Genomic DNA, 25,365 nt, shown 5'->3' with positions numbered 1-25,365 from the left:
CGGAGGTCCCCATGTCCCGCACCGCCGCCCCGATCGGCGCGACACACAAGCCACCGTCCCAGGACGAGGAGGCGAGACTGAGAGAGCTCGGCTACCAGCCCGTCCTCGCCCGCCGCATGGACGGCTTCGGCAACTTCGCGATCAGCTTCTCGGTCATCTCCGTCCTCTCCGGCTGCATGACCCTCTACGGCTTCGGCCTGGGCACCGGCGGCCCCTCCGTGATGCTGTGGGGCTGGGTCGGCGTCGGCCTCTTCGTCCTCTGCGTGGGCCTCGCGCTCGCCGAGGTCACCAGCGCCTACCCGACCTCCGGCGCCCTCTACTACATGGCGGACAGGCTCGGCGGGCGCCGATGGGGCTGGTACACCGGCTGGCTGAATCTGCTCGGCCTGCTCGGCGCGATCGCCGGCATCGACTACGGCGCGGCCCTCTTCACCGGAGCCTTCCTCAACCTCCAGTGGGGCTTCGTGCCCACCCCGGGCTCCACCTTCCTCATCTTCCTCGCGATCCTGCTGCTCCACGCCGCACTCAACCTCTTCGGCGTGCGGCTCGTCAGCGTCCTCAACTCGGTCAGCGTCTGGTGGCACCTGATCGGCGTCGCGGTCATCGTCGGCGCGCTCGCCCTCGTCCCCGACCGGCACCAGTCCGTGGAGTTCGTGTTCACGAAGTTCGTCAACGACACCGGCTGGGCCAACCCGTTCTACGTCGCCGCGATCGGCCTGCTCCTCGCCCAGTACACCTTCTCCGGCTACGACGCCTCGGCCCATCTCTCCGAGGAGACCTCCAACGCCTCCGTCACCGCCGCCAAGGGCATCGTGCGGGCCATCTGGGTCTCCTGGCTCGCCGGCTTCGCGCTCCTCGCCGGACTCACCTTCGCGATCCAGGACTACGCGGCCACGCAGAACAGCGCCACCGGCGTCCCGCCCGCCCAGATCTTCCTGGACGCGCTCGGCTCCGGCGGCGCCGCCGCCCTGCTGCTCGTGGTGATCGTCGCCCAACTCTTCTGCGGCAACGCCGAGGTGGCCGCCGCGAGCCGCATGGTCTTCGCCTTCAGCCGCGACAACGCCCTTCCCGGCTCCTCCCTCTGGCGCAAGGTCAACGCCGCCACCCAGACCCCCGTCCCCGCCGTCTGGCTGGCGGTCGTCGTGGCCGCGCTGCTCGCCGTCCCCTCGCTGTACTCGGCCACGGCCTACGGCGCCGTCACCGCCATCAACGTCATCGGCATCACCCCCGCGTACGCCATCCCGATCTACCTGCGGCTGCGCGCGGGGAACCGCTTCGTGCCCGGCCCGTGGAGCCTCGGCCGCTGGAGCAGGCCGATCGGCTGGATCGCCGTCGTCTGGGTGGCCTTCGTGACCGTTCTCTTCTGCCTGCCGCAGAAGTCCCCGGTGAACGTCGACACCATGAACTACGCCTTCATCGCGCTCGCCGTCGTGCTGATCCTCGCCAGCGTCTGGTGGTACGTCGCCCGCCGTTCGTACGGCACGCCGACCACGTACGGGAGCGCCCGCGAGGAGGCGGAGATCTCCGAGGGCATCGTCTGACGGCGGTACCCGGCTTCCGCCCCCGGGGCCCGGAGCCGGAGCGCCGTCAGGCGCTGAACTCGTAGGTCCAGGCGGCCGACTGGGCCGAGAAGTCGATGTCGGTGATCTCCAGGGCGTGCCCGTGCTGGTCGCTGACGACGCGGTGGACGACCAGTCGTGCCGTACCGCCCTCCGCCGTCGTGGCCGGGCCGGGCGGGACACCGACCGACTCCCGGTGGGTGATCCGCAGCCCGGCCTGGTGCATCCAGTGGTACAGGAGCCGCAGATCCGGCTGTTGGCGGCAGTCCCTGCCCCGCCGGTACCGGGAGAGCTGGGGGATCTCGGCGAGGGCCGGCCGGGAGAACCACGACACCGCCCGCTGGAGCGCCGCCCCGTGCGGCCCGAGCACCGTGTGCCGGTGGACGAGCGTCGGCTCGCCCGGCGTGAGCAGGAGCCGGGCCGCCAGGGGAGTGGGCGGCGGCTCCCAGGTGAGCGAGGCCCGCACCAGTGCCTCGGCCGCCCGCGGACCCCCGGGGAACGTCGGCCGGCGGGCCGTGAGGGCGGGTGCGGCCGGCTCGGGCGCGGTCGCGTCGGCGGCGGCGAAGGTGCCGCGCCGGTCGGTGACCACGAGCCGTTCCTCCCTGAGGAGTTGGAGCGCGCTGCGCACGGTCTGCCGGTTGACGTGGTAGCGCTGGGAGAGCGTTCGCTCCGACGGGAGCCGGGTGCCGGGGGAGATGCGCCGGTGGGTGAGGTCCTCACGCAGGGCGGCGGCGACCCGGAGATAGAGCGGCACGTCCGCCACCGCCTCGGAATCGGGCTCGGCCATGATCAACCCTCTCTTTGCTCAGCGTGACAGCGTGGTTCGGGTGGGTGATCAATTCCTATCATTGGTCTAAACCATTTTGCCAGACCGGTCCGGCAGAGTGGCCGAAACGAGTGGCGAGCCGTGTAATGAGGTTCCAGGTGACCGGGCCGAGAACATCTCGGCGGGAGAAGGCGGGTGAGGCCGGATGACGACAGTGTCGGAGCGCGCCGCTCGGGGCAAGGAGGCCCGCAAGAGCGTCCCCAGAGCCGCCCACGGCCGCTGGATACCCAGATCACAGCGCCCCGACCCGCTGGTGGTCCTGGAGCGTGAATCCCTGGACCGGCTGCCGGACCTCGTCCCCCTCCGCTACGCCAGGATGGCGGTCTCCCCCTTCGCCTTCCTGCGCGGCGCCGCGGGCGTCATGGCCGCCGACCTCGGCGCGGAGCGCCACACCGGGCTCACCGTGCAGCTGTGCGGCGACGCCCACCTGCTCAACTTCGGGGTGTACGCCTCACCCGAACGGACGCTCCTCTTCGACGTCAACGACTTCGACGAGACCCTCCCCGGCCCCTTCGAGTGGGACGTGAAGAGGCTCGCCGCCAGCGTCACCGTCGCCGCCCTCCAGAACGGCAGCGCCAAGCCCAAGGCCCACCGCGCCGCGCTCGTCGCCGTCGAGTCCTACCGCACGACCATGCGGCGCCTCTCCGGGCTGGGAGAGCTCGAGGTCTGGTACGAGCGGATCGCCGCCGACGACATCCTGCGCGTGGTACGCGGCCAGGACCGGGCCCGCCTCACCAAGCGGCTCGCCGGTGCCCGCCGGCGCACCAGCCTCCAGGCCTTCGGCAAGCTCACCGAGACCGACGGGGCCGGGAACCGGCACATCGTCGACGATCCGCCGCTCCTCGAACGCGTCGCGGACGTCGACCGGATCACCATCGGCAAGATCTTCAGCGACTACCGCAGCTCCCTCGCCGAGGAGCGCCGGGTCCTGCTCGACCGCTACCACTTCGTCGACGCGGCACGCAAGGTCGTCGGAGTCGGCAGCGTCGGCACCCGCTGCTTCATCGTCCTCCTCGAAGGACGGGACGACGGCGACCCGCTCATGCTCCAGATCAAGGAGGCCGGCCGCTCGGTCCTGGAGCAGTACCTGCCGCCGACCGCCTACCCCCACCAGGGCCGCCGCGTCGTCAGCGGCCAGCGGCTCACCCAGGCCGCCAGCGACATCTTCCTCGGCTGGATGACCGGACCCGAGCAGCGCCACTTCTACTGGCGGCAGCTGCGCGACATGAAGGGCTCGGCCGAGGTGGAGAGCATGTCCCCGGCCACCCTGCGGGACTACGCGCGGCTCTGCGGCCGGGCCCTGGCCCGCGCCCACGCCCGCTCCGGCGACCGGATCGCCATCGCCGCGTACCTCGGAGGCACGGACGTCTTCGACCGTGCCGTCGCCGACTTCGCGCTCGCCTACGCGGGGCAGAACGCCGACGACTACGCGGCACTCGGCGCGGCCATCGCCGCGGGCATGGTGACGGCGGCCCCGGGCGCCTGAACTGCTCCGAGTGGAGCTCACGAGTGGTGGGGGTCCCACCACGACCGCAGGCTGACAGGCACAGTGCCCCCACGAACCATGCGCCGGCGGGCTGAGCCACGCGGTGTCGTCCCGGTCGGGACGGCCGTGGTCCACAGAGAGACCCGATCACATGACGGAAGAAGGCACCGTACGAGCGCGCGCCCGGCGCCCGTACGGCAGACGACGATCCCGAGGCGGGCGCACGGGCCTCGCGCTCGTGGCGGCCGGACTCACCCTCCTGGGTGCGGCCGGTCCGAGCGCGGCGAGCTCCCCGGCGACGGGGCACATTTCGCGAACGGGCGACACGCTGCCACCCCCCGACCGGGGGCCGGGTCCAGGAGGCCCGGCGCGCTTCGTGCCCAGTGCCTGCCCGCAGACGCCCGACCCGGTCCCCGGACGCTGCGGCTACCTGGAGGTGCCCGAGAACCGCTCCCACCGCGGCGGCGGCCGGACCATCCGGCTGGCCGTCGCGATCATCCCGGCCACCTCGGCCAGGCCGGCCGCCGAGCCGGTGGTGTTCATGGAAGGGGGGCCCGGCGGCGACGCCTTCGACAACATCCCCTTCCTCATCGCCTCCGGGGTGAACCGGAACAACGAGCTGATCGTCGTGTCCCAGCGCGGCGGGCGGTACTCACAGCCGAACCTCGCCTGCCCGGAGGTCGACCGCTTCAACGTGAAGGCCGTGGGGCTGCGCTACGACGCCCCCTCGACCGGGCGGCTGCTGGTGCGCGCGGTCAAGGAGTGCCGGGACCGGCTCACGTCCGAAGGGATCCGGCTGAGCTCGTACAACACCACCGAGAACGCGGCTGACTTCGCCGACCTGCGCACGGCGCTGGGCATCGACCGGTGGAACGTCTACGGGTACTCGTACGGCACGAACCTCGCTCTCACCTACATGCGTCGGCACCCCCAGGGGATCCGCTCGGTGGCGATCGACTCGCTCGCACCCCCCAAGGTCGTGAACATGCCGTGGACCTGGGACAGTGCCGCCGAGGGGATCGGCGAGATCTTCGCGGCGTGCGAGGCCCAGCCCCGGTGCAAGAGCCGCTACCCGCATCTCCGCCGCACGCTCGACGAGCAGGTGCGCCGCCTCGAGGCGCACCCCCTCACGCTCATGGCCGAGCCCCCTGGGGGCGGGAACCCGGTCAAGGTCGACCTCGACGGGGGCGCGCTGATCAACATCCTCGTCGCCAACACCGTGAAGGCCGTCGACGTCCCCGCGGCGCTCGACGAACTCGCCCACGGAAATCCGGAGCGCTTCGCGCGGGCCCGTGCAGTCGACGTGGCGACCGTCATCGGCGCGTTCGCCTACGGCCTGACCAAGTCGATCGCCTGCGCCGAATGGGTGCCCGGCTACTCCGAGCACGACGTGCTGGAGGCAGGGCGCCGGAACTTCCCCGGGTGGCCGGACACGGTCCTGGCGCAGCCGCCGCAACTGCCCTTCGAGTACGACGTGTGCCGGGCCTGGAACGTCCCGGACCGCACCGCGATCCAGCGGGTGGACACCTTCAGCAGGACGCCCGCACTCCTCCTCTCCGGAACCTTCGACATGAAGACCGGCGCGAGCTGGGCCCACGTCGCGGCCGCCACGCTGCCCGGCTCGACCTCCGTACGGATTCCCGGCATCGGCCACTGGGTGGTCCCCCAGTCGCCCTGCGCGGCGAGCGTCCTCGCCTCCTTCCTCGCCCGTCCGACCGCGCCCGACACCGGCTGCGTGGCAGGACTCCAGCCCCGACCGTTCACCATCACCCCCTGACTCCGGCCCCGACCGTTCACCATCACCCCCTGACTCCGGCCCCGACCGTTCACCATCACCCCCTGACACGGAGACCCCTTGATGTCCCTTCGACCACCCCACCACCGGAGCACGGCACGACGCCTTCCCGCCGCTCTGGCCGGGGCGACCGCCGGTGTCCTCGCCGCTGGCCTCGTCGCGGCACCCGCCCACGCCGACTCCGGCCCCGCCGCCCCGCTCGGCACCCGGGCCCGGACGGTGGGCCACGCCCGCTTCGTGCCGGGCCCCTGCCCGAGGACGGCGGACCCCGTCCCCGCCCTGAAGGACGCCCACTGCGGAACGCTCACCGTCCCCGAGAAGCGTGACGGGCACAGAGGCCAGGGGCGCAGGATCACCCTCGCCGTGGCGATCATCCCGGCGGCCACGGAAAGGCACGCCGGCGACCCGATCGTGTGGCTCGCCGGCGGACCCGGCGACGACGCGGTGTCCGAGATCCCGATGGCGCTCGCCGGAGGCCTGAACCGCGACAGGGACCTGATCTTCATGTCCCAGCGGGGCACCTACTCGGCCGACCCGGAGCTCACCTGCCCGAACGTCGACGAGTTCGTCGCGAACAACCTGGATCTCGTCTTCGGTGCGCCGTCCACCGGGCGCCTGCACGTCGAGGAGACGCGGAAGTGCCGCGACCTGCTGGTGCGCCGCGGGGCCGACCTCAGTGCCTACAACGGCACCGAGAGCGCCGCCGACTACGACGACCTGCGCAGGGCGCTGGGCATCAGGCAGTGGAACGTGTTCGGCATCTCCTACGGCACCGACCTGGCGCTCCAGTACATGCGCCTTCACCCGAAGGGCATCCGGTCGGTCGGCATCGACGGCGTCCTGCCGCCGTCCCTGGCCGGCGGGGCCGTGACCTGGAAGGCCGCACGAGAGGGCTTCGACAGCATCTTCAAGACCTGCGCCGAGCAGCGTGCCTGCAACAACCGCTATCCGAACCTCAGAGCCACCTTCGAGCGACTCGTCGTCGAACTGGAGGCCCGACCGGTCACCACCACGGTCACGGTCCCAGGCCGCACGGAGCCGGTGAAGGTCACGTTGGACGGCGGAGTCCTGGTGACCTGGCTGACCTTCGCGAGCCATCTCGCGGAGGGAGTGCCCCGTTCCATCGACGAACTGGCCCACGGCAACCCGCGGCGGATCGCCGAGCAGTGGGCGGGCGGAAAGGTCAGCCCGCAGGCCATCGGCAGGGCCTCCCTCGGGATCGCCAACGGCGTCTTCTGCAGCGAGTGGACACCGTTCGAGAGCCAGGCCGACATCATCCGGGCAGGGCGGCGCCTGTTCCCGTCGTTCCCCCGCTCGGTGCTGGCCAACGCTCCGCTTCTCCCCTGGATGCACGACGACTGCCGGGTCTGGGACATCCCCCCGGCACCGCGCTCGATCCGGAGCGTGACGCGCAGCGACATCCCGACCCTCGTCCTGTCCGGCGGGTTCGACTCCCAGACCGCGCCGAGCAGCGGGGCGTACGCGGGACGGACGCTGAGCAGGTCCACCGTCGTCACGGTGCCCTACGTCGCCCACGTGGTGTTCGCCGACTCGAAGTGCGCGCAGACGATGACCGTCTCGTTCTTCGACAACCCGACCGCGCCGGACACCGGCTGCCTCGCGGGCCTGAAGCCGCCCACGTTCGAGATCGGCACGTGAGCCGCGGGGGCGGCGGTGGCAGGTCCACCGCCGCCCCTCGAACTTCTAACCGCCCGTACGGCGCAGGGGCGGCTCCGCCGGCGTCTCGGACACCGGACCGAAGAGCACCGCCCGTGCCACCGCGGGGGCGAACAGCGCCGTCATCGGGGCCGTGAGGGTGAGCGCCCTGCGGAAGGGGACGCCGACGACCGGGTCGCCAGCCGCCCGCGCCTGCACCCGGCCCATGTACCAGCCGACCGCCTTGTCCAGCGCGCCGGGAGCGGCCGCGCCGCCGACGGCGCCGGGCATCTTCTTGTCGGCGCCCGTCGAGATGTCCCAGGCCTGGCGGGACGCGTCGAAGAGTGCCCGCTGCACCTGCCGGGTGGTCGGCGTGCGCTTCGGGTCGGCGAGCGCCTGGCGCAGGGCGACGGCGGAGATCGCGGCGACCGCCATGCCCTGCCCGTAGATGGGGTTGAAGGCGCAGAGCGCGTCGCCGGTGGCGAGGAAGCCGGCCGGGCGGCGGCCCGGACGGTCGTACCGGCGGCGGATGTTGGCGGTCTTGCGGAAGCCGTACACCGGGGACACCGGCTCCGCCTGCGCAAGCCACTCGCTGATGACGGAGTGCGGCATCCGCTTGGCGTAGTCCTCGAACGCCCCCTCCTCCGTCGGCGGTTCGTTGCCGCGCAGCCCCGAGAGGGTGACCAGGTGGGTGCCGTCGCCCACGGGCAGCACGACGGCCCCGTACTCCTGGGCCGGGTTGGGCACGATGAAGTACCCCATGGCGTCGCTGTCCAGGACCCCGGCCGGGGCGCGGTAGACCCGGGTGCCGTACGCGAGACCGGTGTCGATGGTCTCCTCGTGCGGGGCCTCGGCGCCGATGCCGGCCAGCCAGTCGGCGGACTTGGTGGACCGTCCCGAGGCGTCGACCACGAGGTCGGCCTCCAGGACGTGCGTCTCCTTCTCGGCGCCGGCGCCGGCGCCGCGCTCCCGCAGCCGTACGCCCCGGACCCGCGAGGAATCGCCGGTCAGGCCCACCGTCTCGTGGCCCTCGACCAGTTCGATGCGCGGGTCGGCGAACACCCGCTGCCGCACCAGCCACTCCAGCTGCGGGCGCGCACCCGAGTAGAAGTGCGCGCTGGCGGGCGTCCGGCGGAACCACTTGCCGTTCTGCCACTGGACCATGTCCTCCGGGACACCCACCTTGGGCGCGCCGAGCTCGCCGAGCTCCTTCGTGAAGCCGGGGAGCAGCTCGTCGAAGGCCTGCTGCCCGCCCGCGATCAGGACGTGGAGGTGCCGGCCCTGCGGGACGCCGGGCCGGGCCTCGGGTCCCTCCGGGAAGCGGTCGCGCTCGACGACCGTCACCTTCTCGGCGTGCTCGGCGAGTACCCGAGCGGCCAGTAGTCCAGCGAGACTTCCCCCGATGACCACCGCGTGACGTGTCGCGCGGCGCCCCAAGTCGTCGGCCATACCCGCCCTTTCGTGTCGTGGAACTACGACTGACCAGTATCCACGCCGATGCGGGCCGCGTCGCGTGCGCCGGGCCCGGAACGGGGAGGCGTGAGAGGGCGCAGCTATCCCTCCGGGCCCAGCTCCGTCAGCGCGTCCGTCAGCCACCCCACCCAGAACCGCTCCAGATCCACCCCGCCCCGCAGCACGAGGTGACGCAGCCGGTCCGGTTCGCTCCGGCGGCGTTCCGCCGGGAAGTCCCGCGCCTCGATGACGAGGTACTCGTCCAACTGGGCCCGGTGCAGGGCGAGGTGTCGCCGAAGCTCGGCCCGCAGCCCCGCCGCCCCCACCATCGCCGCCGCCCGCATTCGCAGCAGCAGGGCCGACCGGAGCGGCTTCGGGTCCTCCGCCCGGCCCACCCAGTCGGTCAGCTCCGCCCGCCCCGCGGGCAGCACCTCGTACTCCTTCCTCTGCCCCCGCGCGGGCACCGGAGCGGGCAGGGCGCGGATGTGCCCCGCCTGCTCCAGCTTCCCGAGCTCGCGGTAGATCTGCTGGTGCGTGGCCGACCAGAAGTAGCCGATCGACTTGTCGAAGCGGCGCGTCAGTTCGAGGCCGGAGGACGGCTTTTCGAGCAGCGCGGTCAGGATCGCGTGCGGGAGGGACATGCTCGCATCCTAGGTTCGGCCGGCCACGGTGATCACGGGACGGAGGTCAGAGGGCCGCCGCGAGCCGCGTGCCCTGGTCGATCGCCCGCTTCGCGTCCAGCTCGGCGGCGACGTCCGCGCCGCCGATCAGGTGCGCCGAGCGGCCGGCGGCGACCAGCTCCTCGTACAGGTCGCGGCGCGGCTCCTGCCCCGCGCAGAGCACGATCGTGTCGACCGGCAGGAGCTGAGCCTCGCCGTCGATCGTGACGTGCAGGCCGGCGTCGTCGATCCGCTCGTACGACACCCCGGCCACCATGGTGACGCCGCGGTGCTTGAGCTCGGTGCGGTGGATCCAGCCGGTCGTCTTGCCGAGGCCCGCGCCGACCTTGGAGCTCTTGCGCTGGAGCAGGTGCACCTGGCGCGGCGGCGCGTTCCGCTCGGGCGCGCGCAGTCCGCCGCGGTTCTCGTACGAGGTGTCGACGCCCCACTGGCGGAAGTACGTCTCGGGGTCCTGGCTCGCGCCCTCGCCGCCGTCCGTGAGGAACTCGGCGACGTCGAAGCCGATGCCGCCCGCGCCGATGATCGCGACCCGCTCGCCGACCGGCGCGCCGTCCCGCAGCACGTCGAGGTAGCTGAGGACGCTCGGGTGGTCCTCGCCGGCGATCCCGGGCGTGCGCGGGGTGACGCCGGTCGCGACGACCACCTCGTCGTAGCCCTCCAGATCGTCGGCGGACACGTACGTGTTCAGGCGGACGTCGATGCCGCGCTCGGCGAGCTGGACGCGGAAGTAGCGCAGCGTCTCGTCGAACTCCTCCTTCCCCGGCACCCGCTTGGCGATGTTCAGCTGGCCGCCGATCTCGGCGGCGCCGTCGAAGAGGGTGACGGAGTGGCCGCGCTCGGCCGCCGACACCGCGCAGGAGAGTCCGGCCGGGCCCGCGCCGACGACCGCGACGCGCTTGGCGGTCCGGGTGGGGGAGAGGACGAGCTCGGTCTCGTGGCAGGCGCGCGGGTTGACCAGGCAGGAGGTGATCTTGAGGCTGAAGGTGTGGTCGAGGCAGGCCTGGTTGCAGCCGATGCAGGTGTTGATCGTCTCGGCGCGGCCGGCGGACGCCTTGCTCACGAAGTCGGGGTCGGCGAGGAAGGGGCGGGCGAGCGAGACGAGGTCGGCGCGGCCGTCGGCGAGGATCTCCTCGGCGACCTCGGGGGTGTTGATGCGGTTGGAGGTGACGAGCGGCACGGAGACCGCGCCCATCAGCTTCTTCGTCACCCAGGTGTAGGCGCCGCGGGGCACGGAGGTGGCGATGGTGGGGATGCGCGCCTCGTGCCAGCCGATGCCGGTGTTGATGATGGTCGCGCCGGCGGCCTCGATCTCCTTGGCGAGCTGGACGACCTCCTCCAGGGTGGAGCCGCCGGGGACGAGGTCCAGCATGGAGAGGCGGTAGACGAGGATGAAGTCCTCGCCGACGCGCTCGCGGATCCGGCGGACGATCTCCAGCGGGAAGCGGACCCGGTTCTCGTACGAGCCGCCCCAGCGGTCGGTGCGCCGGTTGGTGGCGGCGGCGATGAACTCGTTGATGAGGTAGCCCTCGGAGCCCATCACCTCGACGCCGTCGTAGCCGGCCTCCTTGGCGAGTTCCGCGCAGCGCGCGTAGTCCTCGACGGTCTGCTCGACCTCGGCCTCGGACAGCTCGTTCGGTACGAAGGGGCTGATGGGCGCCTTGATCGGGCTGGGGCCGACGAGCCCCGGGTGGTACGCGTACCGGCCGAAGTGCAGGATCTGCATCGCGATCCGGCCGCCCTCGGCGTGCACGGCGTCGGTGATCAGCCGGTGCTCGGTGACCTCCTCGGCGGTGGTCAGCTTGGCGCCGCCGTCCCAGGGCCGGCCGGCCTCGTTGGGCGCGATGCCGCCGGTGACGATGAGGCCGACGCCGCCCCGGGCACGCTCCGCGTAGAAGGCGGCCATGCGCTCGAAACCGTGCTCGGTCTCCTCCAGGCCGACGTGCATCGACCCCATGATCACCCGGTTGGGCAGGGTGGTGAAGCCGAGGTCGAGCGGGCTCAGCAGGTGCGGGTACGGGGTCATGGGGGCGCCTCCTCGCGCAGCGGTCGTCGACCGCAGGGGTCGTCGACCTCAGTTCTAGGCGACCCCTCGCGCCTTCTGCAACTAGTTGCAGAAGAATCCGGGAGTGATATCTACTACTCGGTAGCCTGCGGGCTCGGTACGAAGGAGACCCCGGGATCCCGGCCCACGCGTCCAGCCCCTCGGAGGCGTCCCGCGGCGAGGGCCGCCCCGGGTACGGCGCTGACGCGGCACCGGCGCAGCACTGAGGTGGCACTGAGGTGGCACTGCCACGGCACTGGCACGGCACTGGTACCGCATTGGCGCGACACCGGTGCGGCGCCGGCACCGCAAACCGGCACCGCAAACCGGCACCGGCATCGCACCGGCACCGCAAACCGGCACCGGCACCGCAAACCGGCACCGCAAACCGGCACCGGCATCGCACCGGCATCGCACCGGCACCGCAAACCGGCACCGGCATCGCACCGGCACCGGCATCGCGCCGGTCTGCCGTACTCGAAGGCCCTGCGACAACATCCCAGTGCCGGCCTGCTGGATCGCATCACGGTCGTCACCCGGCGCGGCGCCTCGGTCACTCCACGCTCACGCCTCCGGCCCTCACTCCTTGCGGTAGCCGTATGCCTCCGAGGCCGCGGCCACCACCGCGTCGAGGTCCCCGCCGGCGCTCGCCGTCACCAGCGCGGCGACCGCGCCCTCCACGAACGGCGCGTCCACCAGGCGGCAGCCCTCGGGCAGTTCGTCGCCCTCGGCGAGCAGCGCCTTCACGGTGAGGACCGCACTGCCCAGGTCGACCAGGAGCGCCACCCCGGCCCCTCGGTCGACCGCCTTCGCCGCCTCGCAGATCAGCTCGGCACTCGTCCCGAGCCCCCCGTCCGGCGTCCCGCCCGCGGGCAGGACGGGCGCCAGGTCGCCACCACCGGCGAGTCCCCGGGCCAGCTCGGCCACCGCCGTGGCGACCGCCGCGCTGTGCGAGACGAGCACGATGCCGACGGGCGCGGGGACAAGGACCGGGCTCGCCGGAGCAGGGATCTCCGCCCCTCCGGTCGCGGGGCTCATCGCGCCCCCTCCGCGCGCGCGGTGTCGGCGAGCGCGGCGAACAGCAGCGCCGACGAGGTCGCGCCCGGATCCTGGTGCCCGATCGACCGCTCGCCGAGATAACTGGCCCTGCCCTTGCGCGCCTGGAGCGGTACGGTCGCGAGGGCGCCCTCCTCGGCGGCGGTGCGGGCCTCCTCGTACGAGCTCCGCAGCGCCTCCACGGCCGGTACGAGCGCGTCCAGCATCGTCTTGTCGCCCACCTGGGCACCGCCCAGCTGCGACACGGCCGCCACGCCTGCGTCGAGCGCCTCCGCCAGCCGCTTCCGGCCGACCTCGGGCTCCTCGCCCAGGGTCTTCCCGGCGCGCCGGAGCAGCGTCCCGTAGAGGGGCCCCGAAGCGCCGCCGACCGTCGAGATGAGCTGCCGCCCCGCGGCGGTGAGCACGGCGCCCGGGCTCCCCGGCGGCTCCTTGGCCAGAGCCTCCGTCACGGCGGCGAAGCCCCGCTTCAGATTGGCGCCGTGGTCGGCGTCGCCGATCGCCGAATCCAGCTCGGTGAGCCGGTCGGCCTCCCGGTCGACGTCCTCGGCCACCGCGGCCAGCCAGCGCACCAGGAATGCGGCGCCGAAGGTCTCCGTCACGTCGTCGCTCCCCGTCCCCATCCCCGTCTCACCGGCCCCAGCGCAGGGCGGGCGTCTGCACCGGAGCGTCCCACAGACGCAGCAGCTCCTCGTCGACCTCGCACAGGGTCACCGAGCAGCCCGCCATGTCGAGCGAGGTCACGTAGTTCCCGACGAGCGTCCGGGCCACCGGCACCTGCCGCTCGGCGAGCACGCGCTGCACCTCGGCATTGAACCCGTACAGCTCCAGGAGGGGGGTGGCGCCCATGCCGTTGACGAGGGCGATGACCGGACCGGACGGGCGCAGGTCGTCCACGACGGCGTGGACGGCGAAGTCGGCGATCTCCCGCGAGGTCATCATGGCCCGCCGCTCCCGGCCCGGCTCCCCGTGGATGCCGATCCCCAACTCCAGCTCCCCCTCGGGGAGATCGAAGGTCGGACTGCCCTTGGCGGGGGTCGTGCAGGCGCTCAGGGCCACCCCGAAGGACCGGGACCGCTCGTTCACCCGGCGGGCGATCGACTCCACCCGCTCCAGCGGGGCGCCCTCCTCGGCAGCCGCACCGGCGATCTTCTCGACGAAGAGGGTGCCCCCGGTGCCGCGCCGCCCCGCCGTGTACAGACTGTCCGTCACCGCCACGTCGTCGTCGACGAGGACCTTGGCGACCTGGATGCCCTCGTCCTCGGCGAGCTCGGCGGCCATCTCGAAGTTCAGCACGTCACCGGTGTAGTTCTTGACGACGAACAGCACTCCGGCCCCACTGTCGACCGCGGCGGCGGCACGGACCATCTGATCGGGCACGGGCGAGGTGAACACCTCGCCCGGACAGGCGGCCGCCAGCATCCCGGGCCCCACGAACCCCCCGTGCAAGGGCTCGTGCCCGGACCCGCCCCCGGACACCAGCGCCACCTTGCCCGCCACGGGCGCGTCCCGCCGCACCACGACACGCCGCTCGACGTCCACGGTCAACTCGGGATGCGCCGCGGCCATCCCCCGCAGCGCATCGGCGACGACGGTCTCCGGAACGTTGATCAACATCCTCATGGATATCTCCTGGTGAGATTGGCTGGCAAGCCGTTGAGCAGGGTTTGTGCAGGTCAGATCAGGTGCTGCGAGTTGTTGATCTTGGCGGTTCGCGGCGGCGGGGCGGCGGTTCCGTGCGGTGCCGACGCTGACTCGATGCCGACTTTCCCGACACTTCATCAGGTCGCGTTCGCATGGAATGGTCGTTGCGAATGCGCATCATGGCGCAATTATCGCCGTGAGGTCGCGAGCGCGCTTTCACTTCCGGGTTCGTCTCCGCACAGCTCGGCATCCGTCAGGTTGGCTTTGGTGAGGTTCGCGTCATTCGGTCGGGCGCGAACCAGGTTGGCGCCGTGGACAGGTCCGCTGCTGGACCGGGAGCCCGCGACCCGCACCGTCGGGCCCGCCGGCGCCGGCCGCAGACCGGAAGGATGGCGGCGCGGTGTCACCAGCACCGTGTACCGCTTCGAGGGCGCAAAGGACCTGCACAGTTACGTGACTGCCGCGCGTGCCCTTGTACGTAAGTGGGACCTCGAGCGGATCGGCGCCCTTCCCAGGTCCTCCGAACTCCCGCACATTCCCGTGCCCGCACAGGAGCTGAAGCCGGCTCAGTACATCAGCCAGGACCTCCTCGACGAACTGCGGGCCGTCGGCGCGGAATCGCCATGGAAGGTCGACAAGCCGCTGGGCCTGCTCGGCGAACTCGACGGCAACCACGCCGACCACCACCCTTATGCCTGTCTCGCCCTGATCCGTGCCCTGATGGATCACGTGCCCGCGCAGCACGGCACAGCACCTTCCCGCGACCCAGAGCTGGCTGACCACCGCGGGTCGTCGCCTATCACCACGGCACGGCTGGGTGACGCCCTGTCACGATCTATGGTGGCGTCTGTTTCGGATTCTCCGAGGGCGCGATCGACTTCCGTACCCCGGCGGCCGAGCTGGACGGGGACGTCCGCCCGGCACACGGCGCACTTGCAGTCGGACGGGGAGCCGATTCGAGCGCGTCCCGCCGGAATGAACGGCTCAGCGGCGGACGCTCAGGCCCCGGAGTTGCCCGTCGTACCGACCGGGTTTGCCACGCCGCTCTCGTTGACGATGAAGTGTCCGTTCGCGGCGCCGTCGAAGGTCCCGTTCGTGATCCACTCGATCAGCGCTGCCTGGTACGTGGCATGGGGACCAGACCAGGGGCGGCCCGGGCGGCCGCCGTAGGGCGTTCCCGCTTGCGGTGTGCACCGTGGGCCGGAGCATCCCTCCAAGAGCAGCGCGTGGCTCGCGCACTGGACCTGTACCAGCACCTTGTTCGTCACCAGGAGGTTGTCGTAGATGGCGGTCTGGTTGCTCGGCGCCGCGAGTGGTTGAGTGTCGTCAAGACCGTGGATGACGAGTGCGGGTGTGGTCAGCTGCCGCGCGACAGTGGTGTTCCAGCCGTAGCTGGAGAAACTCGGCGCGCGGACGAGGCCGGTCGGGTGTTCGGGCTCGTCTCCGCCCCAGGTGCTCCCCAGGCCGTCCTCCTCCATGAGCTGCGTCCACAGCTGACTTTGACTATTCGCGACGATGTGGCCGGTGCAGGCGGCATCACGCCCGGGCGGCATCGCCCACGTCCCGTTGGATCCCTCCTGGGTGCCGAGCCTGAGCGGGAAGGACGTAAAGCCCGCGGGGGGCGTCACCTCCTCGGTCGGGTTGCCGAAGGCCGACGACTGGAACACGGCGCGGTTAACCTTCGCGATGACGGCGGCACTGTCGGGAAGCACCGGGTTGGCCGCATACAGCGTCCGGGCGACGAGCTGGCCGCCGAACGACCAGCCGAGCAGGGTGACCTTGCCGTCCGCCGGCTTCGCGCGGGCGATCGCGTCGTCGATGACCTGGCGGATGTCACGGACGAAGGTGTCGACGCGCGCGAAGCGAAAGTTGCTGGAGTGTGCGCGCCGCTGCCCGTCGAGCGGGTTGTTCAGGAGCAGTGATCCCTGCTGGTCAAGGGGGAAGAACGGGACCTCGGTCCGGTCACACCCCTCGGGATGGGGACAGCTGCAGTCCGGCAGATAGGGCCGCAGGCTCGCGTTGCCGGGATCGTCAAGACCGTCCTCAAACCGTGTGGAGCGGCCGAAGCCGAGCAGACTCGGGGCGAAGGTGTCGATCCCCGCCCCTGCGAGGGCCCTCTGCGCGCTGAGAGAACCGCCGCCAGGGGCACGGTGTCGCACGTCGAACACAGCCGGCCCGGTGATGGTGGCGCCGTGGACCATCACCGCGGCCCTGTTGGGCACGCTTGAGCATTTGCCGTGGGAGTACACCGGCCGGACACGGTGTACGTGGATCCTCGCCGCACGCCCGTCGAACCGAGGGTCCGGCATCAGGCCGGGCGGCACCGTGAAATCCAGAAAGTAGTCCTGGACGCCGGTGCCGGTCGGCACCGTGTCGCAGGGCCGCGCCGAAGACCCGGTGCCGGCGGCGGCCACTGTGTTGCCCGGACCGAACACGCCCGTGATCAGGCAGACGCCCAGGAGGAGCCACCCTCGGCGGGCCCAGGACGTACGGTGTGCCCGGGGAGGAAGGGCCCCGGCAGGCTCCCACCGTTTCGGTCTCTCGTTCATGCCCAGGTCTGGGGCCTGGTCGTCGCTCTCCGGGGTGGTGCGCATTTCGTCTCCTGACTGGCGCCGCGGCCGGGACTACCGTCAGCAGCATCCTTTGGCGTGGATCCTGCGGGCCCACGCCGAACGCGCCGGACGACCGATGCCGGCGCGCATGCCCGAGGTCGGATGGACGTCGGATCCGCCATCGCGGTGAGACACCGTAGGGCTGTGCCACGGAAGTGGCGCCGATGAGTTTCCGGCGGTTGTGTGGTCTACCCGTCAACAAAGGGAGCACACCATGCGCAAGATCATCGTTTGTACGTTCCTGACGCTGGACGGCGTCATGCAGGCGCCGGGCGGTCCGGACGAGGACGTGGAAAGCGGCTTCAAGCACGGCGGCTGGCAGAAACCGGTGGACGACGACGAGGTCGGCGCGGCGGTTGCCGGTTGGTATGAGCGCGCCGACGCGATGCTGCTCGGCCGCAAGACGTACGAGATCTTCGCGTCGTACTGGCCGACCGCCGATCCTGACAACCCGTTCACCGAGCGGATGAACAGCATGCACAAGTACGTGGCGTCTCGGACCCTGACGTCCGTCCAGTGGCAGAACTCCACGCTGCTGGAGGGCGACACCGTCGATGCCGTACGTACGCTGAAGGCGTCCGACGGCGGCAACATCAACGTTGTCGGCAGCGGCGACCTCGCCCAGACCCTCATGCAGCACGACCTCGTCGACGAGTACCGGCTGACCATCCACCCGGTGATCATCGGCACCGGCAAGCGGCTGTTCGCCGACGGCGCGATCCCTACGGCGCTGGAGCCGGTCAGCGTCTCGACGACGAAGGGCGGCACCGTCGTCGGCGTCTACCGGCCGAACGGCAAGCCCAGCTACGACAGCTACTGATGTCCTGTGCTGCGGAATGTCCGCCGGCGATGCCTTGATCGCGATCGACACCCTGGCCGCTGCACTCGCCCAGATCGACCGGGGTGGGGGAAGCGCCGGCCGCAGTGAGGACTGCGACAGTCACAGCCCGTCGGCGCCCGGGCCTGCCTGTCGACACCGAGGAGACGGAGCCTTCCACGACCACGACAACGCCGGGCGTACCTGGACCGCGCGCTGGGAGCCAGCCTCGAAGGCGTGGTCTCGGGTCCGGGTTCCGGGGCATCCGCTGAACGGCCGCCTCGGGCCCGGCGCTCCGCATGCAGCGACACCTATCCAGTGTCCCCGGGGCCCGGATGCAAGATCCACAGACAAGGTCCATGCGACAGGACATCCTGACCACTGCCATCACTCGTTCAGGCGACATCGCCCCTGTCTTGGCGTCATCGCGATATGACCCCGTCCCTTCCCCACACCGTCCGAGCCGTCGACACAGCTCATCTCCTGGACCTGGCCCAGGAGGCCGCGATGCACAACTTCAGCCAGCGGCTCCCGGCCGACTGGCTCCGAGAGCACCTCGCCGCGGAGGCAACGCACTACGTCTTGAGCGAGCAGCAACCGTGCGCGAGTGGATGGAACGGATGGGAGTCGAAGCAGGTCCGTGACGACCCTGAGCAGCGATGCAGCCTGTTGGACAGTCTGAGGAAATAACACCGATGAGCTGCGCTGGCCGTACGGACTGCATACGCCTCAGATGACCCTTCCACGGCGCGCGACGGTTGGGCGGTCGGCGACGATTCCTACTCGTCCCAGGGGTCGTCCGGGTCGGTGATACGTCCGATCGGGGTGGTGTGGGTGTAGGCACACAGGGCCGGTTGAGCGTCGGGAAGGCCGAGGTTCACGCAGAGCGCGTTCGAACTTCTCGCCGTACTGCTTCCAGGGCCGTGCGCGGTTGATGGGGGCGCTGTCGGTGGGGGTGGTGACGGCGGTGCACCAGGCGGCGCCGGCGGTGGTGAGGACTAGGCCGTTTCCTTCGGATCACCTGCAACGGTGTTGTCCGGCCTGGATACGGTGACGGCATGACGACAATCCTGCGGAACCCCCGACCTGGATTCATGTGGGATTGGTGGGCTGTGGACGCTCAGGGCTTTCTCGTGCAGTTCAGTGGCGGGCCTGCTCCTGAGCATCTACTGGTGCACGTGGATCGTGTCGATGCCGCGGCTGCATGGGCCGAGGAGAACTGTCCCGCATGGTTCAACGATGCTCCCCCATCGCTTCACGCCTTCAACTGCAACGGTGAGCTGCCGGTCTACACCCGCAACAGCGTCCCGGACTCCCCGTTGCGGCTGTCCGACGCCCCGGCAGCCATCGCCGACGTTGCGGCTCTGGTTGAACTGCACAGGGCAGTGGGAGACAGCTGGACGGTTTACCTCGACGAGGGATGGGTCTAGGCCGTTTCGTTTGGATCTTGCGAGGCTTGTCATACTTCCCGAGTGGAGATGCAAGCCGAGGAGGCAGCGCGGCGGTGGCTGGCTGATCAGGGCGTCAGCCAGGTGCGCGACGGGTGGGTGAGCAACGAGAAGCCGGACGCGTTGCTCACCGCCAATCAGGTAGCGCACTCCTGGGCCGGTGATGTGTTTGTCGAAGACCTGGACGCGGCCGACCAACTGCGGCTGGCCTTCGGGCTGCTGGACCTCCTCGACGAGTACTGGGTCACGTGCGAGATCCGGTTCGCGAACGAGGATGCGGAGGGTCCGCTGCCGGCCGACGTGCTATGGGACGGCTACCGTCAACGGCTGGAGGCGGACCGGGACACCGAGGCCGTCACCTACTCGCTGTGGGTGGACTGGTTCGAGGACCCCACCACGTCCGCGACGGCCTTCGCCGAGACCCTCGGCAACGACATCGACCGCGTGGTCGCCGAGGCATCGGAAGGCCTGCTCTGCCGAGCCCGTCGGGTCCTGGAGTGCTCAGGCCCGGTGCGCTGGACGGTGAAGGAACTGACGTACCGCACCGCCATGCGGCTTCCCGTCCTGCACCTGGCCGTCTTCCGCGGCCTCCTAACGAGCTTCCACGACGTCTACGGCGACCTGGAACCGGCTGCCGCACTGGCTCTGCTCGACCGGCTGGAACTCCCCGTGGACACCCAGCACCTTGCCGAACTGCGCCACGTACTCACCGCGGGGCACAAGAACCACTACCGCAGTCCCGGCGCCTGGGACGATGCGGTTCGCTCCTGCTCCTGAGCCGTGGGCCTGGCGGACCAAAGAAAGATGCCCGCGATGTGAAGTCCGGCCAGGTAGATGGTCGCGGTCTTCTCGTAGCGGGTGGCGATACCTCGCCACTGTTTCAAGCGGTTGATGCAGCGTTCGACGGTGTTGCGCTGTTTGTATGCCTCGCGGTCGAAGGCTGGTGGCCTGTCGCCGCGGCTAGCGCGACGACTTCGGTGACCACGTTGATCGGCTGGAACGGGGATCACCGCGCGGATCCCGCGCTTGCGGAGATGCTCGCGAATCGCGCGGGAGGAGTACGCCTTGTCGGCCAGGACCACGTCCGGCCTGGTGCGGGGCCGTCCTCGTCGACGCGGAACGCGCAGGCGAGCCATCACATGCGGGAAGGCAGGCGCGTCGCCGGTCTGTCCGGCTGTGAGGTAGAACGCCAGAGGCCGGCAGTGGGCATCGGACGCGAGATGGATCTTTGTGGTCAATCCGCCGCGGGACCGGCCGATGGCGTGGTCTTCCGGTTCGCCGGCTGGGGCCCCTTTTTGCGGGCCCCGGCCGCGTGCTGGTGTGCGCGCACGATGGTGGAGTCCACCGAGACGGCCCAGGTGAGGTCTTCGTCGGCGTCTGCCTGCGCGATGAGCGTGGTGAAGACCCGCTCCCAGGTGCCGACGATGGCCCACATTCGCAGCCGGTTATAGACGCCTCGCCAGTTGCCGTACTTCTCGGGCAGGTGGACCCACTGCGATCCCGTCTGGAACTTCCAAGCGATCGCATCGATCACCTCACGGTGATCCCGCCATCGGCCACCCCGCCGCGGCGTCCGATCTGGGAGTAGCGGCTCGATTCGCGCCCACTGCGCGTCAGTCAACAGCACGCACGAACAACGACCGGCGGGGCTGGCCGGAACGGCGTCACTGTCAGGCGGTCGCCCCAGTGCGGAGCCGCCGCGCGTCCCTAACGAGCGTGTACGAAGCGCTGAGGAAGATCAGGGCTCCAGCCACGAGCCAGAGGACCGACGCCCCAGAGCGGTATTCACGAACGGCAAGAACGAGCAGCATCATGCTTGCAAGGACGCCGAAGGCCGAGATCAGAGCGCTGATGCGGTGAGTCACACGGACATCATCAACGACAACCTCGACCAGCGGAAGTGATCCAAACGAACCGGCCTAGGCAGCCCGGGTGGAGTCACCTGGCTGACCAGATAAAGATGGCGGCGATGTGGAGTCCGGCAAGAGGTACATGGTGGCGGTCTTGTCGTAGCGGGTCGCCAGGCTGCGGCACTGCTTGAGCTTGTTGATGCACCGCTCGACGGTGTTGCGCCGCTTGTAAACCTCGCGGTCGAAGGTCGGCGGACGGCCACCGAGCCGGCCGGGTCGCTTGCGGTTCGCGGCCTGGTCGGCGGGTTGCGGGATCACCGCCCTGATCCCCCGTTGTCGCGGATGGGTCCGGAATGCGCGGGACGAGTAGGCCTTATCGGCCAGGACCACATCCGGGGTGGTGCGGGGCCGGCCGATCGGCCGCGGCACCCGTAACTGGGCCATGACCTCGGAGAACGCGGGCGCGTCACCGGCCTGGAGGAAACGCCCTGGGGTCGTCGATGGTGAACGTGGACCGTTGCTCGTTGCACATGGCGTGCACCCTGGAATGCGAGGCGTACAGGACTTCTGGAGATCTCGACAGGCCGACATGACCGTTGGCAACCGACCGGGACAGTGAGTCAGCGTCGTGGTTCCTGGGTCCCGCTTTCGACAGCCATTCGTGCGATGGCGATCCCCGCCCAGTGCGCGGCGTGCTGGATGCGGCGCCAGCTCCGAGCGGGCCAGGCGCATCGGCGTCCAGGATCCGTTGCACCATCACCTCGGATCCACTCGCCCCGTGCTCACGCTCTGAACCTGCGCATCGTGAATCCGTTCGCTCGCTTCGTGCATCTCCTGCACAATCCGTCCGTGGGCACAGACATCAGCGGTTACATCGAGTGCAAGCGCGACTATCGCGTCGATTTCGACGAGACGGACTCTCTCTGGCATCCCGCCATGGACTTGGACCATCTCTATGACCGGCGCGACTACAGCGCCTTCGGCTGCCTCTTCGGAGTACGCGACAGCAGCTTCGAGCCCCTCGCTGCAGACCGAGGGCTGCCCGATGACGTGTCCAACCGTGTGGCCCAGCTCGTCGAGGAACTCGGCGGACGATCCCCCTCATGGATCAGCTGGGCCGAACTGGAAGGGGCTGATTGGGACAAGGCCGCTGAGGACGTGGACCCCTACGTCCACGAGTACATACGCCAGGCGTCAGGGGATGACTGGCGCTTTCACGCACGAGGCAACCACGACGGCCGCTTCGCCCAGGTGTCGGGACTCGAAGGCCGTGAGGCCCTCTGCCCCGGACAACATTGCGCGGAGGGAACCGAATGGTCCGACGGAGACCGGCTCTTTCGAGTTGAACGCCTCACTCGCCGTCAGGCCGTCCCCGAGGCGCACTGGTCCCCGATCTGGACGGTTATGCGCACTCTTGCCGCCCGGCACGGCGCTGAATACGTTCGGCTTGTGGTGTGGTTCGACTGACACTCGGCTTCGGACCGGCACACGCGCGGCCAGAGCCGCCGGCACCACCGCGCCTGGCCATCTCGCGGCAATGCGGTCGATGACCGGCTCGAGTCGGCGGGCGTTCTCCGTCTGCTGATCGAATGTGAGCTGCTGACCGGAGAGCTCAGCGGTCATCCGCCAGCTGTTGTTCGAGCAGCTTCCCGGCGCCGCGCGCTGGGGGAGTTCGCACCCGGCTGGGACCCCGATGGCTGGCACAGCCCGAGTACGCTGTTCGCCGCGTCGTTCGCGCAGACCGGCTTCGCCACGGACATCCCCTCGGCGGAGCTGTTCTGAACTCCTGGCCGCGCGCCACATCCGCATCGACCGGCGGCATGGGGTGAAGATCCGTGGCCTTTGGTACGACGACGCGGATGTGCTCGGCCCCTATCGCGGCGAACGCTCCACCCGCGGCGGCGCCCACCCGGGCAAGTGGGTCGTACGCCGGGACCCTCGCGATCGCCGGTTCGTCTTCTTTCAGGCTCCGCTGACTCGCCCGGTGATCTGACGCACCACGTGGGTTCGTGATCACATGCGACTGCCACCCGGCAGGCATCGCATGCCCGGTGGCGTTCACCGTGCTCACCCCATGACCCCGCGCCCCAACTCCGATGAGGGTTTTACTGGCATGCGCCAAAGCGAATTGCTCACAGCCTTGGAGGGTGAACCTCCGGCCGCGTCACCATCCAACCGTGCGACCTGGGCCTCGCCCACAGATGCGAGGAGCTGGTCTTCGACAGTGCCTTCGTCCGGGCGGAGTTCACCGGCGACGGCACGGTGGTCCGGACGATGGAGATCACGGCGACGCTGCCCGACGGCGAGGTGAGCACCGGGCGCATCGCCACCGCGTACGGGTACGAGCTGGACGGTCTGGGAGCGCCACCGGTGACGGGGCTGCGGCTCCGCGCGGACGGCGACGCGTACACCCTGGCCCTGGACGGGATCGGCGGCGAGGCGAAGTCCTCACCTGGCGCTTGAAACCCTGCCGGACCCGGCAGGTCAGAAGCCCCTCCGCAGCAAGTCGCCAGGGAAGGATCAGCCCGTTTCCGTCGCCGTCACGTCCAGAGCCGCGCCGCCCGCGTTCCGGCCAAGGGGCCGGTGACGCGGGGACTGCCCGGGTGGTGCGTCCGCACGTTCGCTCAGTGAACAGCCAGCGCGTTCATTCGGTGAATACCCAAGTGATGTTCGGGGCTGCAGTTGGCCCCCCGATGTGGCTACGCCGGCACCAGTCAGCAGGGTTGAGTGCCTGTCCCGGCCCAAGTGAGTATGCGTACTCACGCGCAGGGAGCGGCTTGATCAGAGGCTGTGCACATGAGACGAATCCCTTCCTCGACCAGCATGTTCGCCCGCTCCTCGCGCCGGCCGCGGCTCGCCCTGGCCATGACGGCCTTCGCTGTTGTGGTACTTGGTGCGTGCGGCACCGCGAAGACGACCACCGGCATCGGCGGAGAGCAGGCCGTGCGCGCAGAGGGCGTAGGAAGCCGGCAGTCTGGTCCGAGCCTCGCGGAGATCCAGGAGCACATCGAGCAGTCGTGCCCCCCTGCGGGCGCCCCGCCCGTGGGGCCGCCGACACCGGCACCGGCCCCGCCCGGCGAGGAGGTGCCGGACGACATGGTCCTGCCGATCGAGCCCACGGTGGGGCCGGAGTTTGAGCTGAACGCGCGCGACTGGTGCGCCAGCAACTTTCACGAGGAGCGCATAGCCCAGGCCCTCTGGGATCTGGCGGATCCCACCCCCGCGAAGGTCAGGACGATTCTGAACGACCTCGGCTACGTCGACGAGCGCATCCACGACCTGAAGCAGTCCGGTGCGACCACGAGGTTCTTCATCGACCTGCGCGAGAAGGGCGGGCGGCTCTGCCTGGAGGGCTCGGCAGCCGGCGAGGAGACCATCGTCGACAAGTGTGTAGCCCCCGCGACCGGTCCGTTCACGCCTGGAGATCGGAGCCAGTGACCACCAACTTGGCGTGACCGACCCGAGCCACGGGCACCCGGAAAGGAGATGGGCAAGGACTGCCCGGCCTGTCCCGCCGACGAGACCGGTCTGCCTGCCCGTATCCGCACGTGCGCCGACGACCTGGTCGCGGGCCGACTCCAAAGCGACGGTGAAGCCGGCCGGCCCGGTCGGGATCGGTGCCGGGCACCGACTCAACGGCGTCGACGAGCACTGTCCCGCAGGAGTTGGTGGAGTGTCAGCAGCGGCCCACATCTCCTGCTCAATGCCGTACGGGTCCCTGGAGCGCCGTACCCTTCCCTTGAGTGGCGTGTGGCGCAGGGCGTAGTAGGCAGTCTCGATCTCCCAGCGTTCGAGGTAGAGCTCCACCAGGGTCGGTGCTGGATCCCGGTCGGAGGCCAGCAGGGGCCTGACCAGGCGGTACCCCTCTCTCAGGGTGATGCCCTCGGCGCAGGTCGCTGTCACGTCTGCCTCGACCACGCGGACCGGGCGACCGCGGACGCGGGTCACGTAGGGTGGGCCTCGCCGTGAGACTTGGGTCCGAAAACGGCACCGAGCAGACCACGGATGCCCGTCTCGACCAGCGTCACCAGCCGGAGCGTGGGGTAACCGGCCGATCTCAAGAGAGACCTTCGCCCTGCCCAGCCATCGGCGGTTGCGTTCCCTGTCGGGCACACTGAACGAGCTGCACCCGTCGAAAGTGACGGTGCGCCAGTTCCGGTAGCACGTCTCGGGAGTACGGGACGGGCCAGGGACCTTGGCGTAACCCGGATGCGGGAACAGGCCCAGGGCCAGGGGGAAGTACACACCGACCCGCGACGCCAGCGCCCGCAGCCGGCGCTGCACCGCTCCGGTCTCCGCCGGCACCGCGTCGACGAGCTCGAACGGAAGGTAGGTGGTGAGCCCGCCCAGATGGCCGGGCGTGAAGACACCAACGCCGTCAGGAGCAGTAGCAGACTGGCCCCGCAATGGAACCTCGGACTCGAAACGATCTTCTCGGATCGTCCC

The 25,365-nt window shown here is 70.3% G+C and carries 21 protein-coding genes and 2 pseudogenes; 10 read left to right on the top strand and 13 right to left on the bottom strand.

Annotated elements, in window-relative coordinates; all coding sequences use genetic code 11:
* The first annotated feature begins 11 nt into the window (after positions 1-11).
* Complete coding sequence (locus ACF07V_RS19240) at positions 12-1,541, top strand: amino acid permease (protein WP_392155544.1); 1,530 nt, start codon at positions 12-14, stop codon at positions 1,539-1,541.
* A gap of 46 nt (positions 1,542-1,587) precedes the next feature.
* Here the strand turns inward: ACF07V_RS19240 and ACF07V_RS19235 are convergent, their stop codons facing one another.
* On the bottom strand, positions 1,588-2,346 hold the full coding sequence (locus ACF07V_RS19235; protein ID WP_392155542.1) for a GntR family transcriptional regulator: 759 nt from the start codon (positions 2,344-2,346) through the stop codon (positions 1,588-1,590).
* A 184-nt stretch (positions 2,347-2,530) separates the two neighbouring features.
* Here ACF07V_RS19235 and ACF07V_RS19230 point away from each other — a divergent pair, with 184 nt between their 5' ends.
* The 3 genes from ACF07V_RS19230 (at position 2,531) to ACF07V_RS19220 (ending at position 7,325) form a co-directional block, all read left to right on the top strand.
* Positions 2,531-3,871, top strand: coding sequence for a DUF2252 domain-containing protein (locus ACF07V_RS19230; protein ID WP_392155540.1), 1,341 nt, complete (start codon positions 2,531-2,533; stop codon positions 3,869-3,871).
* Between the two features lie 376 nt (positions 3,872-4,247).
* Positions 4,248-5,648 carry an alpha/beta fold hydrolase gene (locus ACF07V_RS19225; protein WP_392155539.1) on the top strand — a complete coding sequence of 467 codons (1,401 nt, stop codon included), beginning with the start codon at positions 4,248-4,250 and terminating at the stop codon, positions 5,646-5,648.
* 81 nt (positions 5,649-5,729) lie between these two features.
* Entirely contained in the window at positions 5,730-7,325 is a 1,596-nt protein-coding gene (locus ACF07V_RS19220) for an alpha/beta fold hydrolase (RefSeq protein ID WP_392155537.1), read from the top strand.
* 45 nt (positions 7,326-7,370) lie between these two features.
* On the opposite strand, the gene ACF07V_RS19215 is transcribed toward ACF07V_RS19220, so the two are convergent.
* The 8 genes from ACF07V_RS19215 to ACF07V_RS19180 all read right to left on the bottom strand — a co-directional run bounded on the left by ACF07V_RS19215 (position 7,371) and on the right by ACF07V_RS19180 (position 16,786).
* Positions 7,371-8,771: an NAD(P)/FAD-dependent oxidoreductase gene (locus ACF07V_RS19215; RefSeq protein ID WP_392155535.1), complete on the bottom strand. Its 1,401-nt coding sequence runs from the start codon at positions 8,769-8,771 to the stop codon at positions 7,371-7,373.
* 104 nt (positions 8,772-8,875) lie between these two features.
* Positions 8,876-9,415: a PadR family transcriptional regulator gene (locus ACF07V_RS19210; protein ID WP_392155533.1), complete on the bottom strand. Its 540-nt coding sequence runs from the start codon at positions 9,413-9,415 to the stop codon at positions 8,876-8,878.
* A 46-nt stretch (positions 9,416-9,461) separates the two neighbouring features.
* On the bottom strand, positions 9,462-11,477 hold the full coding sequence (locus tag ACF07V_RS19205) for an FAD-dependent oxidoreductase (protein ID WP_392155531.1): 2,016 nt from the start codon (positions 11,475-11,477) through the stop codon (positions 9,462-9,464).
* Between the two features lie 597 nt (positions 11,478-12,074).
* Positions 12,075-12,533: a PTS-dependent dihydroxyacetone kinase phosphotransferase subunit DhaM gene (locus ACF07V_RS19200; protein WP_392155529.1), complete on the bottom strand. Its 459-nt coding sequence runs from the start codon at positions 12,531-12,533 to the stop codon at positions 12,075-12,077.
* Positions 12,530-13,171, bottom strand: coding sequence for a dihydroxyacetone kinase subunit DhaL (dhaL, locus tag ACF07V_RS19195; protein WP_392155527.1), 642 nt, complete (start codon positions 13,169-13,171; stop codon positions 12,530-12,532). The genes ACF07V_RS19200 and dhaL overlap by 4 nt, the downstream gene beginning before the upstream one ends.
* 7 nt (positions 13,172-13,178) lie before the next feature.
* Complete coding sequence (gene dhaK / locus ACF07V_RS19190) at positions 13,179-14,171, bottom strand: dihydroxyacetone kinase subunit DhaK (RefSeq protein WP_392155525.1); 993 nt, start codon at positions 14,169-14,171, stop codon at positions 13,179-13,181.
* 209 nt (positions 14,172-14,380) lie between these two features.
* Complete coding sequence (locus tag ACF07V_RS19185) at positions 14,381-14,545, bottom strand: pentapeptide repeat-containing protein (protein WP_392155661.1); 165 nt, start codon at positions 14,543-14,545, stop codon at positions 14,381-14,383.
* A gap of 645 nt (positions 14,546-15,190) precedes the next feature.
* Positions 15,191-16,786, bottom strand: coding sequence for an alpha/beta fold hydrolase (locus tag ACF07V_RS19180; protein ID WP_392155523.1), 1,596 nt, complete (start codon positions 16,784-16,786; stop codon positions 15,191-15,193).
* Positions 16,787-17,018: 232 nt separating this feature from the next.
* Between ACF07V_RS19180 and ACF07V_RS19175 the strand changes: the two genes are divergently transcribed.
* The 3 genes from ACF07V_RS19175 to ACF07V_RS19165 all read left to right on the top strand — a co-directional run bounded on the left by ACF07V_RS19175 (position 17,019) and on the right by ACF07V_RS19165 (position 19,846).
* Entirely contained in the window at positions 17,019-17,624 is a 606-nt protein-coding gene (locus ACF07V_RS19175; protein ID WP_392155522.1) for a dihydrofolate reductase family protein, read from the top strand.
* Between the two features lie 1,055 nt (positions 17,625-18,679).
* Entirely contained in the window at positions 18,680-19,051 is a 372-nt protein-coding gene (locus ACF07V_RS19170) for a hypothetical protein (RefSeq protein ID WP_392155520.1), read from the top strand.
* 48 nt (positions 19,052-19,099) lie between these two features.
* Entirely contained in the window at positions 19,100-19,846 is a 747-nt protein-coding gene (locus tag ACF07V_RS19165; RefSeq protein WP_392155659.1) for a hypothetical protein, read from the top strand.
* On the opposite strand, the gene ACF07V_RS19160 is transcribed toward ACF07V_RS19165, so the two are convergent.
* The 3 genes and pseudogenes from ACF07V_RS19160 to ACF07V_RS19150 form a co-directional block, all read right to left on the bottom strand.
* A protein-coding gene (locus ACF07V_RS19160) for an IS5 family transposase (RefSeq protein ID WP_392155518.1) occupies positions 19,798-20,696 on the bottom strand; the annotation gives its coding sequence in 2 pieces (ribosomal slippage) (positions 19,798-20,357 and positions 20,357-20,696; 900 coding nt in all). The genes ACF07V_RS19165 and ACF07V_RS19160 overlap by 49 nt on opposite strands.
* A 43-nt stretch (positions 20,697-20,739) precedes the next feature.
* On the bottom strand, positions 20,740-20,934 hold the full coding sequence (locus tag ACF07V_RS19155; protein ID WP_392155516.1) for a hypothetical protein: 195 nt from the start codon (positions 20,932-20,934) through the stop codon (positions 20,740-20,742).
* A 73-nt stretch (positions 20,935-21,007) separates the two neighbouring features.
* Positions 21,008-21,396 (bottom strand): annotated as a pseudogene (locus ACF07V_RS19150) (transposase); the annotation flags it as partial.
* 372 nt (positions 21,397-21,768) lie between these two features.
* Here ACF07V_RS19150 and ACF07V_RS19145 point away from each other — a divergent pair.
* From ACF07V_RS19145 to ACF07V_RS19135, 3 genes are all read left to right on the top strand, one after another.
* Positions 21,769-22,386: a hypothetical protein gene (locus tag ACF07V_RS19145; RefSeq protein WP_392155514.1), complete on the top strand. Its 618-nt coding sequence runs from the start codon at positions 21,769-21,771 to the stop codon at positions 22,384-22,386.
* Positions 22,387-23,193: 807 nt separating this feature from the next.
* Positions 23,194-23,382, top strand: a complete 189-nt coding sequence (locus ACF07V_RS19140) for a hypothetical protein (protein ID WP_392155512.1) — start codon at positions 23,194-23,196, stop codon at positions 23,380-23,382.
* A gap of 360 nt (positions 23,383-23,742) precedes the next feature.
* Positions 23,743-24,357 carry a hypothetical protein gene (locus ACF07V_RS19135; protein WP_392155670.1) on the top strand — a complete coding sequence of 205 codons (615 nt, stop codon included), beginning with the start codon at positions 23,743-23,745 and terminating at the stop codon, positions 24,355-24,357.
* Between the two features lie 765 nt (positions 24,358-25,122).
* Here ACF07V_RS19135 and ACF07V_RS19130 read toward each other — a convergent pair.
* Positions 25,123-25,326 (bottom strand): annotated as a pseudogene (locus tag ACF07V_RS19130) (transposase domain-containing protein); the annotation flags it as partial.
* Positions 25,327-25,365 lie beyond the last annotated feature (39 nt).

It is taken from the genome of Streptomyces sp. NPDC015661, from assembly GCF_043077765.1.
Taxonomy (GTDB): domain Bacteria; phylum Actinomycetota; class Actinomycetes; order Streptomycetales; family Streptomycetaceae; genus Streptomyces.
Note: the sequence above shows the minus strand (reverse complement) of the source record. Positions and strands in the feature narration are given on the sequence as shown.

Bases quoted from the DNA above. Each gene is read 5' to 3' on its own strand.
- ACF07V_RS19240 (WP_392155544.1), top strand. From the start codon at position 12: ATGTCCCGCACCGCCGCCCCGATCGGCGCGACACACAAGCCACCGTCC.
- ACF07V_RS19235 (WP_392155542.1), bottom strand. From the start codon at position 2,346: ATGGCCGAGCCCGATTCCGAGGCGGTGGCGGACGTGCCGCTCTATCTC.
- ACF07V_RS19230 (WP_392155540.1), top strand. From the start codon at position 2,531: ATGACGACAGTGTCGGAGCGCGCCGCTCGGGGCAAGGAGGCCCGCAAG.
- ACF07V_RS19220 (WP_392155537.1), top strand. From the start codon at position 5,730: ATGTCCCTTCGACCACCCCACCACCGGAGCACGGCACGACGCCTTCCC.
- ACF07V_RS19215 (WP_392155535.1), bottom strand. From the start codon at position 8,771: ATGGCCGACGACTTGGGGCGCCGCGCGACACGTCACGCGGTGGTCATC.
- ACF07V_RS19210 (WP_392155533.1), bottom strand. From the start codon at position 9,415: ATGTCCCTCCCGCACGCGATCCTGACCGCGCTGCTCGAAAAGCCGTCC.
- ACF07V_RS19205 (WP_392155531.1), bottom strand. From the start codon at position 11,477: ATGACCCCGTACCCGCACCTGCTGAGCCCGCTCGACCTCGGCTTCACC.
- ACF07V_RS19200 (WP_392155529.1), bottom strand. From the start codon at position 12,533: ATGAGCCCCGCGACCGGAGGGGCGGAGATCCCTGCTCCGGCGAGCCCG.
- dhaL (WP_392155527.1), bottom strand. From the start codon at position 13,171: ATGGGGACGGGGAGCGACGACGTGACGGAGACCTTCGGCGCCGCATTC.
- dhaK (WP_392155525.1), bottom strand. From the start codon at position 14,171: ATGAGGATGTTGATCAACGTTCCGGAGACCGTCGTCGCCGATGCGCTG.
- ACF07V_RS19180 (WP_392155523.1), bottom strand. From the start codon at position 16,786: ATGCGCACCACCCCGGAGAGCGACGACCAGGCCCCAGACCTGGGCATG.
- ACF07V_RS19175 (WP_392155522.1), top strand. From the start codon at position 17,019: ATGCGCAAGATCATCGTTTGTACGTTCCTGACGCTGGACGGCGTCATG.
- ACF07V_RS19170 (WP_392155520.1), top strand. From the start codon at position 18,680: ATGACGACAATCCTGCGGAACCCCCGACCTGGATTCATGTGGGATTGG.
- ACF07V_RS19165 (WP_392155659.1), top strand. From the start codon at position 19,100: ATGCAAGCCGAGGAGGCAGCGCGGCGGTGGCTGGCTGATCAGGGCGTC.
- ACF07V_RS19140 (WP_392155512.1), top strand. From the start codon at position 23,194: ATGGAGATCACGGCGACGCTGCCCGACGGCGAGGTGAGCACCGGGCGC.
- ACF07V_RS19135 (WP_392155670.1), top strand. From the start codon at position 23,743: ATGTTCGCCCGCTCCTCGCGCCGGCCGCGGCTCGCCCTGGCCATGACG.